Here is a 17,186-nt window from a genome sequence, read left to right on the forward strand (position 1 = left end):
GGACACCAATAGAAAAAATTAAAGCATTTCTCTTTGCCGTACGACACAGAGAAATCCTAATGACCGATTTGGGATAAGTGTAGCCGTTGACGATGCTGGCGCCAACCTTTGCTCCAAACCCGACCTTGGCCTTTGCCTTGCCCCTGACGATGGGACGGAGGTGAGGTTGGTAGATACTGATGATGCGGTCGGCACATTTGCGGACATTCTGCTCGAACATCATTTTCTGCTGTTCGTACATCTTGAATGCAGCCTGAAGACATTTGTAGTCATGGCGGCTGAAGCAAGCAAGAAGTGTGCTTGACTGTTTGCCCAGGAAATCAAGAAACAGCTGAAAGTCTGCCTGCAGGCATCGTATCTGGATTAGTTTTGTTTTGTCAATCTGTTTCTTCCCCTTGTGTTTCTTCTTAATCAGTCCGATGAAAGCCTGGCGGGCTTCCGCACGGTGGATCTGCGGCTTCTTTATATTGTGGCGGGTACTGAATTTGTCAAGAAGGCGGTCTGTCAGTCTACTGCCGTCCTCCAAAAAGTTTGAGTCGGTCGGATAGCGAACCTCGGCATCGCAGCGGGTGGCGTCAACTCTCATCGTACCGCCATGGTCATTGCCGTCCTCGTCCGTGCATTCCCTCTTCGGCTTGCTTCCATCCACCTCCGCAAGCATCAAGGTAAGCATGTTGAAGAAATCATGGTCAAGACGCTTGCGGACGAAGACGAACAACTCGGGAACGAAAACCGGCTTTTCCATGAACTTGTCAAGACCGAGCAGATATTGCATGTAAAGGTTCTCCTGAATGGCCTGAATGGTCTTCTCGTCACTCTAATTCTCCACATGCTTCACTATCAAGGCACCTACCACCATGCGGGCCGGCTTGTTGCTTGCGCCGCAATGACTGTTCTTCATATGCTTGTTATATTCCTTCTCAATCCTTGCCCATGGAAGGTTGTCTGCAAGTTTGACCCAGCGGTTCAACTTGCTCAATCCTGAGAGGGACTCTTGGAGTTCAAACAAGTCGTGACTACGATATTGAGAGTAGTATTTCATTTTACGTCGTTAATTTTTTAACAACCAAAGGTAGTCATTCTTGGTGAATTACACAAATAATACAAGGTGTATATTATTGAATGTCAGCGGCTTCTATTTATTTAGCAAACCCTATGTAAGCGCAAAGATAGCCTTTTCAAAACATCCGAGTGAAGAAATATGCGAAGCTCCATTTATTTACAAGCATTTCAAGCAAATGTTAATGTATTTCGCAGACTGTAGAGGACAGGGATAAAGGACTTGTACCCTTACTTCAAAAACAAAACACATGGCGCGTTTATCCCGCCCCCTGGCCTATAGGCAGAATCAAGTACGCACCGATTTAATTCCGCCAATGGGTTTCTCTTATATTTTCTATTGAGTCTCGAGGTCCATTTATAAGGGACTTCGAGCAAGATTATTATGTCCTTTTGAGTTTTACCGGACTGCGATAATTATCTTTCCTCTAACATGTCACAGCAGGCTTTCCATATATTCTTTGACGTGTCTCCATGAATAGAAAGGGAAGTTATCTGTTTTTACCGGAATATGTACATCCTTTTCATTATGCCGGAAGCGGACTATAATGTCATTGTACTTGTTTTTAAAGAATAGCAACTGGAGATTCGCACCCATTGGAGAGACTTTGAAATCTGTCCACACCTTATATACTTCATAAGGGTCACTGACAGCTATCCCGAAGTTTTCAACCTGCAGCAAAGCTAACAACGGCATCAGGTTTCCGTCGTGACCGAAACGGATTGTTGCGGCAACGTCGCTGTTCCTGATCGCATCCTCCGCACTTTCAATGATATTCCTGACCAATGGCCTTGCGTTGTTTTTAACCAACGCCCTGCTTTCCGCATGATTGGCATTGCGTATGTAGAAATGATAATTGACACATTGCCATAAGTCGAAGATCTCATGCGCTGTAAACAAATCGTAAAAGCGAATGTCCGTTTCAATGTCTTGCATATTAACGGCAATCCAATAGAGTCCCCATATCAATTTGTCCGGATTGACTCTCTTCGTAACAAATTCTTCCTTTGAAAACAACAGCTTCATAAGTCTGTCGGGGCGGGTATGATTGTCACGAAACTTTTCATACTCTATGCACCATGGACCTGTCTTTTCATCGGTAAACTCATTGGATATATCCGAATGAAAATTAAGATACCTGACATACTTTTCACTTGTCTCGTATCTGATCTGCAATTTGGGATTAAAGCTCTTTAACTGATCGCCAAAACAAACCATGCTCATAGCGCAACGATGCGACATCGTTGTTCTTGCCGATATCTTTTTCCGACCCTGAAAAATTTCAGGATAGGCGTTATACAAACGAGTGGCAATTTCTTTCTGTTGTCGTTCTCCAACAGGTGAAAGGTCTCCTCCGCGATCCTCAACCATAGGCCAAATCTTTTCCAACTTCGACAGCGTTTCTTCGCCTTGGGTTGTTAAGGAATGTTGGGCTTTTGCCTCTTTCAACAAATCGAGCACCCATTTATAGTCACGGTCGCCAATTAGATATCGTGAGCCATGTCTCCCAAAATGGCTCACGTAAAAAGGTTTATATCCTTTGGGAACAGAGATTTCTGACTTCTCTTGCGGTGTGGGGTAAGCATAATACACTCCTCCCGCCTTGTCAAAGCATGCGGCAATTTCTTCCAAGGAAGTCTGCGCCATGCCATTAAAAGAGAACCAGAGACAAATACTAAAGGTTAAAGCCTTTTTCATCATTTTTCTTCAAACATATTTTAAGGTGGGGTATAATTTTGCATTAGCAAAACAACCCCACAAAACCAAACTTTTTATTTCGTAAACAAACAATATTTCTCTTAATAGCCAGTATTTTGGACTAATTTCGGATTATTGGTCCTCTCTGTTTCAGGAATGGGGAAAATGTTATATTTGTCATCAACGTCCGCGCCCTCAAACACACCATTTTTCCAATCCCAGTTATTTCCTTTGGTAAACTTACCAAAGCGAATCAAATCGGTTCTGCGTACCAATTCCGAAGCTAATTCCCGCTGACGTTCAGACAAAATAAAATCAAGGGATAATTCCTGCTCAGTGATTGTACCGGAAACGTCAGAGCGTATACCGGATTTTGCATATTTTCCGCTCATATATGCCCGATTGCGGATTTCATTTACGTATCCCAAGGCTTCTGTTTTTGTTCCGCCAGCAGCTCCACGCAAAATAGCCTCGGCAGCAATAAGATAGGCTTCGCCTGTTCTGAACATAGGAAAATCTATAGAGACATAAGCGTCGCCCTGTGCTGGAACACGGTTGTCCTTGGTCACATTGCGCCATTTGATATAACCATATCCACAAGTAAAGGTGCTGGTCATTTGCCCTTTATCGTCGCAGGTTTCCTTCTTCTGATTGGGCAGTGCCGTCATGAACTGCGCGCGTTTATCTTTTTTCCGATTGCCCCAGGTATCTTTTGTATCAAATTTCACATCGTCTGCATCGAACGCATCTACGAGTGTTGTTTTTGCACGAACATTACCCCATCCGCGTCCGCCTACACCAGTCCGATATAGTTCGTTCATCGGACCATTAACAAAGGCTTTCACATAGAAATTAGTTCCCGCGGAGCTTTGTGCTTTCTGGCCGTCTTGAACAAGCGGCCAAATGATTTCCGAGCATTGATCATTATCAGCCAAGAAGATTTCACGATAGTCTGACGCCAATGGGTATCCTCCCTCGTTGATAACCTTCTTTGCATAGGTCAAAGCATCTGTGTAGCGATTCTCGCCGATCCAAGTTTCTGCATTCAAATACATTCTTGACAATAGGAACCAGGCAGCCACTCTATCAACTCGCCCATAAACATTGGTGTGAGGTGCTTTAAGATCTGCATCAATAGCCTTGAGTTCGCTTTCTGCATATTTGAAAATATCCTTTCTTGACCACTGTGTCGGAATTTCCTTTACACCAGTATGTTCATCAATATATGAAACATTACCAAAGAAATCACACAGCATCGAATAGCAGTATGCTCTCAAGAATCTCGCCTCAGCGCGATAAGTGGCACATTCACTTCCCATTTTATCCCATAAGCCACGTCCTTTAAGTTTGTCTTCAGTACATTCGCGCAGGATTTCATTACAATAGGCGATGGTCATATACAAGCGCTGATAAGTCCATGTAATGACAGAGGCATTGGATGCGTCCCACTGCATATTCAGGCACTTGCGCAATCCGTTTGAAGATGATGGCATCAGGAAATTATCTGTGTTTAATTCTTCAAGATAAAACAACAAACGCACATATCCAGAATAGCCTTCATTGGCTCCCTGAAGGTCTCCGTCGCCTCCATCACCACCTTTCTGACCCGTCAAGATCAGAGAGCTGTAACATTTTGCAAGCATACCGGTATAACCGTCTGACGTGCTATAGACTTGTTCGCTCACAAGTTGATTATTATCCAATGGCATTGTGTTGAGATCGTTGAAGCAAGAACTCAAGGCAAATAATATTCCTATGAACAATATGTTATAAGTTTTTTTCATCATTCTGGTTTTTAAAAGTTTAAGTTGGCAGAAATAGAGAATGTGCGAGGACTGGGATATACATCACGGTCTATACCAGTGGACAACTCCGGCGATATGCCGCTGTAACCGGTGATCGTAAATACATTCTGAACAGCAAATGCCAAGCGTAAGTCGCTCTTGGCGTTCCAAAGATTCTTGAATGTATAGCCTAATGTGATGTTATCCATACGCAGGAAGTCCGCACTCTCCAAGAAATAGTCAGTATAAAGCTGTTGTGTATCGAAGCCTAAATCACGAGTTGATGGCAAGATATTGGAGAAATTCCCTTGGTCACTATAAACTGATTGCAAATACTGATCCGCTTTGATATAATTATAAACATACGCACCAAATGCCCCATGTGCATTCATACCCAAATACCAGTTTTTATAAACGAAGTGGGTATTAAATCCTATATATGCCTTAGGGAGCGCACTCTTATTCGTCGCACGGCGTGTCTCTTTCGTCGAAACAGAGCCGTCTTCCTGAATATATTTTCCGGCAAGGGGCTTTCCGTTTTTATCGTATGCCTGCTTGGCAAGATAAAAAGTGTACGGACGCTTATTTACCATAAATACCTGAACATACTTGCCTGTTCCAGAAATTGCACCCGTCTGAACAAAATTCGATTCAGAGTCAATGGTATTCAACTTGGTAATCTTGGACGTGTTCCAAGTGTAATTAAATCCCATGTCCCAAGCGAAGTCCTTAGTCCGGATGGGTTGTGCATTGATCGAGAATTCAACGCCCTTATTCTCCATCTCACCAATATTTGTTGTCAGGACAGAGGAGAAGTTGGTACCGGAAATTACGTTAATGGTATTCAACAGGTCTCTCGTCCTACGCGTATAGAAATCCAATGTGCCATAAATGCGGTTGCCCCCAAACCCATAGTCAAGCCCAAAGTTCCATGTGGAGGTTGTCTCCCATTTGATATCATTGTCGTAGGCATTCGGACGAAGGGTTTTATGCCATTTGTCTCCAAACAAATAACTTGACTCAGGATAAGACACGGTGAAGGTAGTCATATAAGGATAGTCGTTCAAAATATCTTGCTGTCCTGTCAAGCCATAGCTCAAACGAAGTTTCAAATTGCTCAAGATACGATTGTCTTTCAGGAACTTTTCTTCTGTTAGGCGCCAGGCAAGTGCCACTGATGGGAAGTAGCCCCAGCGATTATCCTTGGCGAAACGGGAAGATGCGTCAGCACGAAGTGTTGCTGTCACCATATATTTGTCATCATATGTGTAATTCAATCGACCGTAGAGTGACAACAAATAATACTCTGACTCAAAATGCGTAGGAGAAAACAATTCTTTTCCCTTTGGAGACAACGTAGTGTCATTATATTTTCTCCAGAAGTGCTGCCAACCGTAACCGGCCATAGCATTAAAGTTGTGTTTGCTGGCAAACTGGTGCTGATAGTTGGCATATAGATCGATCAGCGTGTTCCTCTTTTTCTGAATACCGTTATAATTTAACCCAGTTCCGTCTTTCATATTAGATGTGTACATGGTTCCTGCTAAATCAGGAATTTTTTTGGTGTATTTGCTACGCAACAAATCGAAACCTAAATTAAGATTGAGCCGTAGGTCTTCTAATCCATGTACCTGATAAGACACGATGGCATTTCCTATTGTGCGATCAACCTTGTTACAAATCTTCTGTAACTCCAACTGAGCCACGGGGTTATCTGTTTGGATGGCCATTGGTGAAGTTCCGTTCATCCAGATATAATATCCCAGTCCCGGGTCTGTAGATGCAGTACCGCTACCCGTTTTTACCGGACGTGTGGGATCATAACGAAGGGCGTTATTAACTACACTGTGATCTACTTTACGGTCATTCTCTGCTGATGCTTTCAAATTCACATTAACACTAAGATGCTTGTCAAAGAATGTAGGCGAAATGCTTCCGTCGAATGTGTAACGATTGTAGCTGTTGGTTTTGATAATACCCTGCTGGTTGGTATAGCCCAATGACACGCGATAGGGCGCCGATTTCATAAGATTGCCCGAAGCGGATACGTTGTGCTCAGTGCCAATTGCCGTGCGGTATATTTCATCCTGCCAATCAGTGTTCTCTTTTCCAAACACAACATTGGAAGGAACGCCTGTCACTGTTGGAACATAAGCCCGAAACTCGTCTGCAGTTAGTGGGTCAAGGCGTTTGGCTATAGTCCCAACAGAAACGTTGCCATTATAGTTGAGCTTTACACCACTGTCAGTCCCTTTTTTAGTGGTTATAACGATCACGCCATTGGAAGCACGAGAACCGTAGATTGCTGTTGCGGAAGCATCCTTCAACACTGTAAATGTTTCAATGTCGTTAGGGTTAATGCCTCCTAAAATATTACCATCGCCCTCAATGGATGAATTGTCTACAGGCACGCCATCGATAACGATCAATGGATCATTACTTGCGGAAAGCGATGCTCCGCTACGGATTCGGATAGTTGAGGCTGATCCCGGAGCACCTGAAGCAGAAACAACATTCACACCGGCCATTTTACCAAGCAAAGCCTCTTGTGCCGTGCTTTGAACTCCCTTATTGATGTCGTCACGGTTGATTGCAGTCACTGAGCCAGTAAGATCTTTTTTCTTTACCTGTCCATAGCCTATGACTACAAGTTCGTTCAGCATATTGCTATCTTCATTCAATGTTATACTGAAATTCGTTCGTCTGTCTACCTGTAATACTTGGCTATCAAATCCTATATACGAAACTATGATTTCCGCGCCCTCAGGCACTTCCAAGGAAAAAGAGCCGTCAATTGCAGAGACAGTTCCTTTCGTATTGTCACCCTTCATCACAATTGTCGCACCTGCCAGAGGTTCTCCGGTAGCATCGGTGATAACACCAGTCACCTTCTTCACAGGCTTGCTCGGATTGCCCAGTTGTGTCTTTGCCGTGCGATTGGATAGGATGATCTGATGGCCGGATATGCGATAATTTAATCCCATCTTCTGACAAAGCTCACGAACTATCTGAGGCGTGTTTTTTCCTTTTACACTGATAGAGATGGTTTCCTCAAGACGGTTGTTCACGTTTTTGTCGTAGGCAAAAATATATTTGCTGTTAGTTTCAACATAATTAAATACCTGCCTCATAGACATTTTTTTGGCCTGTAAAGTATATACACCTTTCGACTCGGACAACTTAATATGCCCAAGAGCATAAATATTAACAGGGACGCAAAGTAACCCTACTATACATAGAGATAGCAGTCGGTGACCAATTTGTTTCATTATGTTTCTTTTGTTCATAAAAAAATAAAAAAAATTAATAGGTTATATAGATTTTTTTGTTTTCCATTGTTATGGATAGTCCGGAAAGCTGACTGACCGCTTCTAAAACTTTTTGGGGTTCTGCCTTAAGTTCAAGCTTTCCGTAAAGTCCGATTTGGGGTATTGGCTTCTTATATACTATCTCCAAATCATAATAATTGGCCAAGTTGGTCATGATACGATCTATCTTATCGCCATTCAACTTCAGTTTCTTGTCCAACCACGAAATATAGTCTGTGGCCTGTGTATGAACCAGCTCATCTATATTTCCATCTCTTAAACGCAAAAGGTTGTTGGGCTTCATCATGACCTTATTCAGATTCTTATCAGTAGTCACCTGAACTGATCCATCGACCAAAGCGACAAAAGCCGACTCCCTATTGTAACTATTTACGTTGAACTTCGTACCTAAAACTTGAATGTTGAAATCATTTGCGTGGACAATGAACGGTTTTTCTTTGTTATGAGCCACTTCAAGATAAGCTTCTCCCTGAAGATAAACTTCGCGTGTCCTACTATCAAACTTTTCAGGATATCGCAGCTTCGAGCGAGAGTTTAGCATTACTTGTGTACCATCTGGCAACATTACTTTCTTTATTTGGGCCGTAGGCACCATTACAACATGGTATACAGGCACTTGTTTTGCTACAGCCCTCGTCTTGACAACTTCTATGGCAACAGTTTGTTCACGAGGCAAAAAGATGAAAAAACAAGCACACGCAGCAACCGCTAAAAAAGCGATAAAAGCCTTGTGCATACGCGACACCTGCCTATTCTTTTTTATCTTATGAAAAGTAGAAAGTTTAATTTTATCCGTGTCAACGTCTTTGGGTAGACACTTCAGAAGATAGCTTTTCAGTTTGATATCCTCTTCGTTAGTATCAGACAAGGGGTTGAAAAAATTTTCATTGTTCATTTCTATAATCATTGATATGTCTTTATGCTCGTTTGAGTTTCTTGTTCAACGCATTCAATGCGAACACTATGTGATAGTTAACTGTGGATACACTGATATTCAACATACGCGCAATATCTGCATATGACATTTCCTCTATTTTTGCCAAAAAAAGAACATGCCTGCATTTTGATGGAAGCATATCAATAGCTCTTTGCAATTCATTGCATTCCTCCTGCGAAATAATGTTGTCAATAGGCGATTGAATGATTGGAAACTGAAACTTGAAATCATCATTGTCGATCAGTAGCATCTCGCGGTGGATATGTGATTTCGCTCTCAGATAATCTAATGATTTATGGTAAGCCAATGTGTTTAACCAACTGGTCATATTCTTGATTTTATGTAATGTCTTGCGCTTGTTCCAAACTATCACGAAAACGTCACTCACAATTTCTTCGGCCACTTCCTTCCGCCTTACCATACCATATACATGATAATAAAGTCGGGAAGAATAATAGTCAATAAAATGACTGAAGGCAATTTCATTACCTTGTGATATGTGATAAATATCAGTTTCCTCAATGTCCTGCATGGCTTATAATTAGTTTCATACCTGCATGGTTCTTATGATTTAGGTATATATATAGACGTAAACAAATTATGCCCAATCAGGACGTTTGATCTTTTTAACATATTTTCTTGTTGTTTTTTGAAGGTGTATGGCTCATTTTGCAGGCTTTTTTATGTTAGGTGTCCAATAGCTCAAATTGCAGGCCGGCTTTATTCAGAATACTCAAGTTATATACCTTTACCATACAACCTGAAGCTTAGTGGGGCTCTGCTTGGGAACAACTCCATGAGGAATGGAATTATATAAAACGACAAGTATGAGCAGGAGCCACTATGGGTGTGATTCCTGCTTTTTCATACTTTGAGTTTCTGTCAATGCCATGAAAAACCCATTGATGAACCTTGTGCGATCCTCTTGTGCAAGTCCATTATGATTGTTCAATTTTTTCTTCAGGTCAGTGAATGTTCCCTCCATCTTGTTGTTGGTATTGGGCATCCCCCGGAAGTCCTCCCGCTGGCAGGTAAAGAGACAAGGCAAGTGGAAGCCAAGGCTGCTCATGGCTGCCCCTCAACCGACGGTGCGTATAATGCAACCTGCAGTCCTTGTGCGGACTGCGGTGCGCTATCATACCCCTCCACTTCTCTTTAATACTGACGACCACATCTTCATAGTCCTTCACCGTCTCGCTCTTTACAAAGGACAGCTATAGAGGCTTTCCACTCTCCGTGTCCAATGCGAGCAGCAACCCGAAGTTGCGCCACCAATACGTTACGTCCAAATGGACAAGCCCGCTTCCGTTTAGTGGTGGTTGCACCCACTCACGCTTGATGCCATGCAACCTGCGCTTGACCGTCGCGACGATCATCTTGAAGCGCACCGACAGTTTCTTGACCGTCTGCTTCTGTTGTTGAAAGACAGTCCACAATTCAACATCGCTCACATGGAAACCGGAGCGGAACAGATAGCCGCAATCATGACATTTATACAGTCGTACACCTTTACGAACGTCATTCCCCTTAGTGTGCGTACCACCGAACACAAAACATCTCACTTTGAACATACTAATTTTGATTTTTGAGACGCCTTAACTGCCCATAAAGTTAGTGTATATCGGAAAGAAAGCTATGTCTCAGCCTGCAAAATGAGCTATAGGTCTTGCAAAATCTTATAAAACCATATTTCAACAGACTCATAATCTGGAGGTCATAGGTTCAAGCCCTATCTGGTCCACGATGAAAATCATGGCATTCGCAGTTAGAAATCCATGCTAACACACAAGAGACGGAAATTCTTAATAATAAAGGATTTCCGCCTCTTTTTTATATAAAATAACGCACGAAATACAAAAATTTATAAGTTTATTTCCTCCTAACCTTACTATTATGAACAGTACAAGTAGGTTTTAAAACACACAAGTGAATTATAAATTTTGACTGAATATTGACTGAAAAACATGGCAACATTAAAAACTTATTATAAAAAAGGAAACAAACGCGCAGACGAAACATGGAACATTGTTATTGGTTTCACACATAATGGGAAGCTTAGCTTCATGCCAACAACAACGTACGCACCCCAAAAAGACATGGCGACGTCTTTCAAAATCAAAAGCACTGTTAACCTTGACAAGCCCAATGACAGGATAGAAGTATATCGGGAATTAGCTGATACACCTTGCGTAAATGCTGCAAGATGTTAAAATCCGACTGTCTTAACGCTTTTTAAGCATTAATTGATTACTACATTAATACTCTAAGAATTTTTTATTATTTTTGCATTGAGATGAAGATGACCAATTTTTAGGATATTATGATACGAAAATTTGATTTTCTTGTCATTGGCTCTGGAGTCGCGGGCATGACCTTTGCGCTCAAAGTCGCTAACAGTGGCAAGGGTAAGGTGGCCTTGGTATGCAAGACCTCACTCGACGAATCCAACACATCCAAGGCTCAAGGAGGCATCGCCTCAGTGACAAACCTTAAAATGGACAACTTTGAAAAGCACATCGAAGACACCATGACAGCTGGCGATTACATTTCCGATCGCAAAGCCGTTGAGCACGTGGTGCGTCACGCTCCTGACGCCATTGACGACTTGGTGAAGTGGGGCGTTAATTTCGACAAGACGCCTGAAGGCCGCTATGACCTGCATCGCGAGGGCGGACACAGCGAGTTTAGGATTTTGCACCACGAAGATGACACGGGGTTTGAGATACAACGCGGACTGATGGCGGCCGTGAGGGCCTGCAAAAATATCACCGTTTTAGAAAACCATTACGCCGTTGAGATTATTACCCAGCATCACCTTGGTATCGAGGTGACACGCAAGACACCCGACATAGAGTGCTATGGCGCTTACATATTAGATCCAGACACACACAAGATAGACACCTTTTTGAGCCGCGTCACCTTGATGGCCACGGGTGGAACGGGAGCCGTCTACGCCACCACGTCAAACCCGAACATTGCCACCGGTGACGGCATAGCCATGGTTTATAGGGCCAAGGGCACGGTAAAAGACATGGAGTTTGTGCAGTTTCATCCAACGGTGCTTTATAATCCCGCCGAGACCCATCCCGCCTTTCTCATCACCGAGGCCATGCGCGGATATGGCGCCGTGCTCCGCTTGCCCAATGGAGAGGAGTTTATGCAGAAATATGACAAACGATTGTCATTGGCGCCACGCGACATTGTGGCGCGCGCCATAGACCGAGAGATGAAACTACACGGCCTAAACCACGTGTGTTTGGACGTGACGCATAAGAACGCGGATGAGACAAGAAAACATTTTCCGCACATATATGACAAATGCCTATCCATTGGTATAGACATCACCAAAAGCTATATACCCGTTTGCCCGAGCGCACACTATATGTGCGGAGGTATCAAAGTGGATCTCAATGGCGAGAGCTCGATACATAGGCTCTATGCCGTGGGCGAATGTTCGTGCACTGGTTTGCACGGCGGCAATCGTTTGGCAAGCAACTCTCTGATAGAGGCCGTGGTCTATGCCAAATCGGCAGCTGAGCACGCCGTGCGTGTTATAGATGGCTACAGCTTTAATGACAAGGTGCCTGAATGGGATGACGAGGGTACCATGAGCAACGAGGAGAAGGTGCTCATTGCCCAAGACAAACAAGAGGTGGGGCAGATCATGTCCAACTATGTGGGCATAGTGCGCAGCGACCTTCGTTTACGCCGGGCATGGAAACGACTCGATCTGCTGTACGAAGAGACCGAGGAACTGTTCAAACGGGTAAAGCCCACGAGCGATATATGCGAATTGCGCAACATGATCAACGTCGGATACCTCATCACCCGTCAAGCCATTGAGCGCAAAGAGAGCAGGGGCTTGCATTACTCCATGGACTATCCCAAACACGCTTACGACCAAAAGTAAGTTTTATTACAAAAACATTATGATTAAACAAGAATGGAAAGAAAAGGGCTTCGTGGACGAGCCTATTCCTGAGGGTGCAGATGTCAAGGCGGAGATACGCCGTATGTGCAAGGAGAAAAACGCCATCATCATGGCGCACTACTATACGGAGAATGACGTGCAAGACATCGCCGATTTCGTGGGCGACAGTTTGGCATTGGCACAAAAAGCCGCCACCACCGACGCGAGCATCATTGTTATGTGCGGCGTTCATTTCATGGGAGAGACCAACAAAATACTCTGCCCTGACAAAACGGTGCTCGTGCCAGACCTCAACGCCTCGTGCTCGCTGGCCGAGAGCTGTCCGGCCGACGAGTTTAAGCAGTTTATCGAGGCTCATCCCGAGCACACTGTTATCAGCTATGTCAACACCACCGCGGCCACCAAAGCCGTCACCGACGTGGTTGTGACAAGCAGCAACGCACGCCAAATCGTGGAATCTTTCCCGGAAGACACGCCGATAATCTTCGGCCCCGACGAGAATTTGGGTGGCTATATCAATAGCCTGACCGGGCGAAACATGCTGCTTTGGAATGGCGCGTGCCACGTACACGAGAAATTTTCGGTGGAAAGGATACTTAAGCTCAAGGCCGAACACCCCGGTGCCAAGATTTTGGCGCACCCAGAGTGCAAAGGCCCAGTGGTAAAAATGGCCGACAAAGTGGGTAGCACGGCGGCCCTTTTGAAATACAGCATAGCTGACGAGGCGCAAGAGTTTATCGTTGCCACTGAGAGCGGTATACTTCATGAAATGCAAAAATCGGCTCCACACAAAACGTTTATACCCGCTCCGCCTGATGATAGCACGTGCGCTTGCAACGAGTGCAACTTTATGAAACTCATTAATATGCGCAAGCTATACAACTGCTTGAAATATGAATGGCCCACGATAGAAGTGCCTGCCGAGGTGGCGGAAAAGGCCATTCGCCCCATCAATCGCATGTTAGAAATATCTAAACGATTAGGACTCTAAGTTTTTTTTAGACTTGCGCACATTTGTAATTCCACATTATCATTTATTCTCAAAACCGAAAATATATGCTTTCCGTAAAAGAACTGAACGACAAACTATTAGACCTCGCTTTTAGCGAGGATATTGGCGACGGCGACCACACCACCCTTTGCTGCATCCCCGAGGATGCCATGGGCGAATGCAAGCTACTTATCAAAGAGGCGGGGATATTCGCTGGCGTTGAAATAGCCAAGGAAGTATTTCACCGTTTTGACCCCGACATGGAAGTCAAAGTTTTTATTCAAGATGGCACACTTGTCAAACCGGGAGACATTGCGTTCTCCGTCAAAGGGCGAGAGCGTAGCTTATTGCAGACAGAGCGACTTGCGCTCAACATTCTGCAGCGCATGAGCGGCATTGCCACGATGACGCACAAGTATCAACAGGCATTGAGAGACGCTGGCACAAAGACTCGTGTCTTGGACACCCGAAAGACCACTCCGGGCATGCGCATGCTCGAAAAAGAGGCCGTAAAGATTGGCGGAGGCACGAATCACCGCATCGGCCTGTTCGACATGATCCTTCTTAAAGACAATCATATCGACTTTTGCGGTGGTGTTCGCAATGCCATTTCTCGCGCCAAGAAATATTGCGAGGAGCATCACAAAATGCTTAAGATAGAGTGTGAGGTGCGCAATTTCAAAGAGTTGGAAGAGGCCTTGGCCGAAGGGTGCGACCGTGTCATGTTTGACAACTTCACGCCAGGCCAGACGCGAGAGGCCGTGGAGATGGTTGCCGGGCGTTGCGAGACGGAGGCAAGCGGCGGCATCACCTTCGAGACGATGATACCCTATGCCAAGGCTGGGGTGGATTTCATCTCATTCGGCGCGCTCACCCACAGCGTAAAAGGTCTTGACATGAGCCTGAAAGCAGCTGGGAGCGACAAGTTGAACGTATGACTTTGGTGTCACCGCATACCCTCATGTTTCGAAAAGTGTAGGTTACTTCCGTATCGAACGGCTACTAAAAGCTACTCATACTCTACGCAATATATAATGATATCAGGCGCGACGTGGCCACATCGCTTAAAGCAATCGAGTGCCATGTCACGCCTGTTGTGTCAGCCTCTTACATTCTTGCCATCATAAAGGAGGCGGATATACGCCTCATTGCGGCTACGTCCAACGCGCGTTTCTTGGCTACGTCCTATGGCACGGGTTTATATTTGTCGAGATTTTTTTTCTAAGAAGGACATAAAATTAGCTGAATTTCGTCTCAAATTACACATTTTTAAATTCTCTGTAATTTGGGATAGGATATGTACTATAATGTACTATAAACTGCGTAAGTCGCTGAAAACAAATCGTATGGAAACAAAAAAGAGACAACTAAAAAGTTGTCTCTTATTGCGCTCCAGGATGGGCTTGAACCAACGACCCCCTGATTAACAGTCAGGTGCTCTAACCAACTGAGCTACTGAAGCAATTCTTAAATAGCGTGTGCAAAGGTAAGCAGTTTAGCCGAAATCTCCAAATTTTTTCAAGAAAAAATTTTAAATAACCCGAAAAAAATTTGCGAACCGTCAATATTTACATACCTTTGCACTGTGTACAATAGCCGAAAGCAACACTTCTGTCAAAGCCTTTAGCCATCAGAGTGTTTAGCATCGACCGAGAAAGCCCATGTTTCACCATAAATAGGCAATATCACAGATCTAAAAATAAGCAACAAAATGAAGCATATCAATTCATACCTCAAATGGCTAAAACAGAGCCGCAAAACCCACCTTGCCATCGCTATCTCCATGCTCTTGGTTATGACTACGCACGCGCAAGACAACGACCATCTTTTCAAAGTGGCCAAAAACTTGGACGTGTTCAACACCATCTACAAAAATTTGGACATGATCTATGTAGACACGCTTGACGCGGACGAGGTGATAGGCAATGGCATCGATGCCATGCTGCGCAGCCTCGACCCCTACACCGAATACTATTCAGAGCGGAAAAACAAAGAGGTGAAGATGATGCTTCAAGGCAAATACGCTGGTATCGGCGCCTTGATACGCTACAATTACAAGCTCGGGCGCGTGTGCATAGACGAGCCTTACGAGAATATGCCAGCGGCTGAGGCAGGTCTTAAAAAAGGCGACATCATCCTGTCCATCGACGGCGAGGATATGACCACGCGCGACAACAGCTACGTCAGCGACCACCTGCGAGGAGACGCCGGCACCACTTTCGAGCTGAAAATCATGCGGCCGTCCACCAACAAGGCCATGAAGTTCAAGATTAGACGACGTTCCATCAAACTGCCATCAGTGCCTTACTATGGCCTGCGACCTGACGGCATGGGCTATCTCAATCTCAACGGTTTCACCGAGGGTTGCGGCAAAAACGTCAGAAACGCGGTCATCGAGATGAAACGCGGTGGCATGAAAGGCCTCGTGCTCGACCTTAGGGGCAATGGCGGCGGATCGGAGATGGAGGCGGTAAACGTCGTGAACTGTTTTATTCCAAAAGGAATGCTGGTGGTCTCAAACCGCGGCAAACTCAAAAGCGCGAACAGAGACTACAAAACCACCGTCGAACCCGTAGACACCCTCATGCCCATCGTAGTATTGGTGAACGGAAATTCCGCCTCGTCGTCAGAAATCACAAGTGGCGCTTTGCAAGACTTGGATAGAGCCGTGGTGATGGGCACCAAGACCTATGGCAAGGGATTGGTGCAAACATTGATAGACCTGCCCTACAACGGACAGATGAAACTCACCACCCACAAATATTACATTCCCTCCGGAAGGTGTATCCAAAAAATAAAATACCGCCACGAGAACGGCGGCTCCACCGAGGAAAAGGCAGACTCCTTGGCCAAAACTTTCTATACGGCAAATGGTCGACCCGTGAAAGATAGCGGCGGCATAGAGCCAGACGTGGAAGTAAAGTCGGACTCGCTGCCCAACATAGCGTATTATTTAGTGAACGTGAGAGACTCGTCCGAAGTGTTGCAAACCTTCGAGATCGATTATATTGCCAAGCACCCCACCATTGCCCCAGCGGCAACGTTCGACTTGAGCGACGCCGACTACGAGCGGTTCAAGCAGTTGGCCATAACCAACAATTTCAAGTACGACGCCATCAGCGAGAAGACGTTAGACAATCTTGTGAAAGTGGCCAAGTTTGAGGGATACTACGATGACGCACGTGACGAGTTTGAGACGCTACGCAAAAAGCTTAAGCCCAACTTGGCCAAGGACTTGGAGTACAACAAAAAGAAAATTAAACAAATCATCAACAGCGACATCGTGAGCGCCTATTATTTCCAACGCGGAGCCATCGAGAACGCCCTGAGGAATGACGCTCAAGCACAAGCAGCTTTTGAGTTGCTGAAAGACCACGACAGGTATCGCTCCATCCTTGCGCCTAAGCAAAACGCGAAATAGCGCAAGCCCTCTATCAACCACCCTGCCACAAGGCG

13 protein-coding genes, 1 tRNA gene and 1 pseudogene are annotated in these 17,186 nt (G+C 44.8%); 5 read left to right on the forward strand and 10 right to left on the reverse strand.

Features of this window, described 5'->3' with window-relative positions; genetic code table 11:
* From HMPREF1640_RS10130 to HMPREF1640_RS13765, 9 genes and pseudogenes are all read right to left on the reverse strand, one after another.
* Positions 1-775: pseudogene (locus HMPREF1640_RS10130) on the reverse strand (hypothetical protein); the annotation flags it as partial.
* 42 nt (positions 776-817) lie between these two features.
* Entirely contained in the window at positions 818-1,042 is a 225-nt protein-coding gene (locus tag HMPREF1640_RS12630; protein ID WP_052051798.1) for a hypothetical protein, read from the reverse strand.
* A 453-nt stretch (positions 1,043-1,495) separates the two neighbouring features.
* Positions 1,496-2,761, reverse strand: coding sequence for a histidine-type phosphatase (locus tag HMPREF1640_RS10135; protein WP_052051799.1), 1,266 nt, complete (start codon positions 2,759-2,761; stop codon positions 1,496-1,498).
* 98 nt (positions 2,762-2,859) lie between these two features.
* Complete coding sequence (locus HMPREF1640_RS10140) at positions 2,860-4,542, reverse strand: RagB/SusD family nutrient uptake outer membrane protein (RefSeq protein ID WP_036894401.1); 1,683 nt, start codon at positions 4,540-4,542, stop codon at positions 2,860-2,862.
* A gap of 11 nt (positions 4,543-4,553) precedes the next feature.
* A complete protein-coding gene (locus HMPREF1640_RS10145) occupies positions 4,554-7,811 on the reverse strand; it encodes a TonB-dependent receptor (RefSeq protein WP_231565893.1) in 3,258 nt (1,085 codons plus the stop codon).
* A gap of 34 nt (positions 7,812-7,845) precedes the next feature.
* Positions 7,846-8,778 (reverse strand): FecR family protein, encoded by a 933-nt coding sequence (locus HMPREF1640_RS10150; protein WP_036894373.1) that lies wholly within the window; start codon positions 8,776-8,778, stop codon positions 7,846-7,848.
* 10 nt (positions 8,779-8,788) lie between these two features.
* Entirely contained in the window at positions 8,789-9,340 is a 552-nt protein-coding gene (locus HMPREF1640_RS10155; RefSeq protein WP_036894376.1) for an RNA polymerase sigma factor, read from the reverse strand.
* 433 nt (positions 9,341-9,773) lie between these two features.
* Positions 9,774-9,998 carry a hypothetical protein gene (locus tag HMPREF1640_RS13760; RefSeq protein ID WP_231565894.1) on the reverse strand — a complete coding sequence of 75 codons (225 nt, stop codon included), beginning with the start codon at positions 9,996-9,998 and terminating at the stop codon, positions 9,774-9,776.
* Positions 9,999-10,022: 24 nt separating this feature from the next.
* Positions 10,023-10,379 (reverse strand): hypothetical protein, encoded by a 357-nt coding sequence (locus HMPREF1640_RS13765; RefSeq protein ID WP_231565895.1) that lies wholly within the window; start codon positions 10,377-10,379, stop codon positions 10,023-10,025.
* A gap of 393 nt (positions 10,380-10,772) precedes the next feature.
* Between HMPREF1640_RS13765 and HMPREF1640_RS10165 the strand changes: the two genes are divergently transcribed.
* From HMPREF1640_RS10165 to nadC, 4 genes are all read left to right on the forward strand, one after another.
* A complete protein-coding gene (locus HMPREF1640_RS10165; protein WP_036894379.1) occupies positions 10,773-11,018 on the forward strand; it encodes a hypothetical protein in 246 nt (81 codons plus the stop codon).
* A gap of 110 nt (positions 11,019-11,128) precedes the next feature.
* Positions 11,129-12,718 (forward strand): L-aspartate oxidase, encoded by a 1,590-nt coding sequence (gene nadB, locus HMPREF1640_RS10170; RefSeq protein WP_036894382.1) that lies wholly within the window; start codon positions 11,129-11,131, stop codon positions 12,716-12,718.
* Positions 12,719-12,737: 19 nt separating this feature from the next.
* A complete protein-coding gene (nadA, locus tag HMPREF1640_RS10175; RefSeq protein ID WP_036894383.1) occupies positions 12,738-13,730 on the forward strand; it encodes a quinolinate synthase NadA in 993 nt (330 codons plus the stop codon).
* 65 nt (positions 13,731-13,795) lie between these two features.
* Entirely contained in the window at positions 13,796-14,668 is an 873-nt protein-coding gene (nadC, locus tag HMPREF1640_RS10180) for a carboxylating nicotinate-nucleotide diphosphorylase (protein ID WP_036894385.1), read from the forward strand.
* Between the two features lie 450 nt (positions 14,669-15,118).
* Here nadC and HMPREF1640_RS10185 read toward each other — a convergent pair.
* Positions 15,119-15,192: transfer RNA gene (locus HMPREF1640_RS10185), tRNA-Asn, on the reverse strand.
* Between the two features lie 249 nt (positions 15,193-15,441).
* On the opposite strand from HMPREF1640_RS10185, the gene HMPREF1640_RS10190 reads away from it, so the two are divergent.
* Entirely contained in the window at positions 15,442-17,151 is a 1,710-nt protein-coding gene (locus HMPREF1640_RS10190; RefSeq protein ID WP_052051800.1) for a S41 family peptidase, read from the forward strand.
* The last annotated feature ends 35 nt before the right edge of the window (positions 17,152-17,186 follow it).

The organism is Prevotella sp. S7-1-8, from assembly GCF_000758925.1.
Taxonomy (GTDB): domain Bacteria; phylum Bacteroidota; class Bacteroidia; order Bacteroidales; family Bacteroidaceae; genus Prevotella.

What these genes read in the sequence shown, in the direction of transcription:
- HMPREF1640_RS12630 (WP_052051798.1), bottom strand. Translation starts at nt 1,042, where the DNA reads ATGAAATACTACTCTCAATATCGTAGTCACGACTTGTTTGAACTCCAA.
- HMPREF1640_RS10135 (WP_052051799.1), bottom strand. Translation starts at nt 2,761, where the DNA reads ATGATGAAAAAGGCTTTAACCTTTAGTATTTGTCTCTGGTTCTCTTTT.
- HMPREF1640_RS10140 (WP_036894401.1), bottom strand. Translation starts at nt 4,542, where the DNA reads ATGAAAAAAACTTATAACATATTGTTCATAGGAATATTATTTGCCTTG.
- HMPREF1640_RS10145 (WP_231565893.1), bottom strand. Translation starts at nt 7,811, where the DNA reads ATGAAACAAATTGGTCACCGACTGCTATCTCTATGTATAGTAGGGTTA.
- HMPREF1640_RS10150 (WP_036894373.1), bottom strand. Translation starts at nt 8,778, where the DNA reads ATGATTATAGAAATGAACAATGAAAATTTTTTCAACCCCTTGTCTGAT.
- HMPREF1640_RS10155 (WP_036894376.1), bottom strand. Translation starts at nt 9,340, where the DNA reads ATGCAGGACATTGAGGAAACTGATATTTATCACATATCACAAGGTAAT.
- HMPREF1640_RS13765 (WP_231565895.1), bottom strand. Translation starts at nt 10,379, where the DNA reads ATGTTCAAAGTGAGATGTTTTGTGTTCGGTGGTACGCACACTAAGGGG.
- HMPREF1640_RS10165 (WP_036894379.1), top strand. Translation starts at nt 10,773, where the DNA reads ATGGCAACATTAAAAACTTATTATAAAAAAGGAAACAAACGCGCAGAC.
- nadB (WP_036894382.1), top strand. Translation starts at nt 11,129, where the DNA reads ATGATACGAAAATTTGATTTTCTTGTCATTGGCTCTGGAGTCGCGGGC.
- nadA (WP_036894383.1), top strand. Translation starts at nt 12,738, where the DNA reads ATGATTAAACAAGAATGGAAAGAAAAGGGCTTCGTGGACGAGCCTATT.
- nadC (WP_036894385.1), top strand. Translation starts at nt 13,796, where the DNA reads ATGCTTTCCGTAAAAGAACTGAACGACAAACTATTAGACCTCGCTTTT.
- HMPREF1640_RS10190 (WP_052051800.1), top strand. Translation starts at nt 15,442, where the DNA reads ATGAAGCATATCAATTCATACCTCAAATGGCTAAAACAGAGCCGCAAA.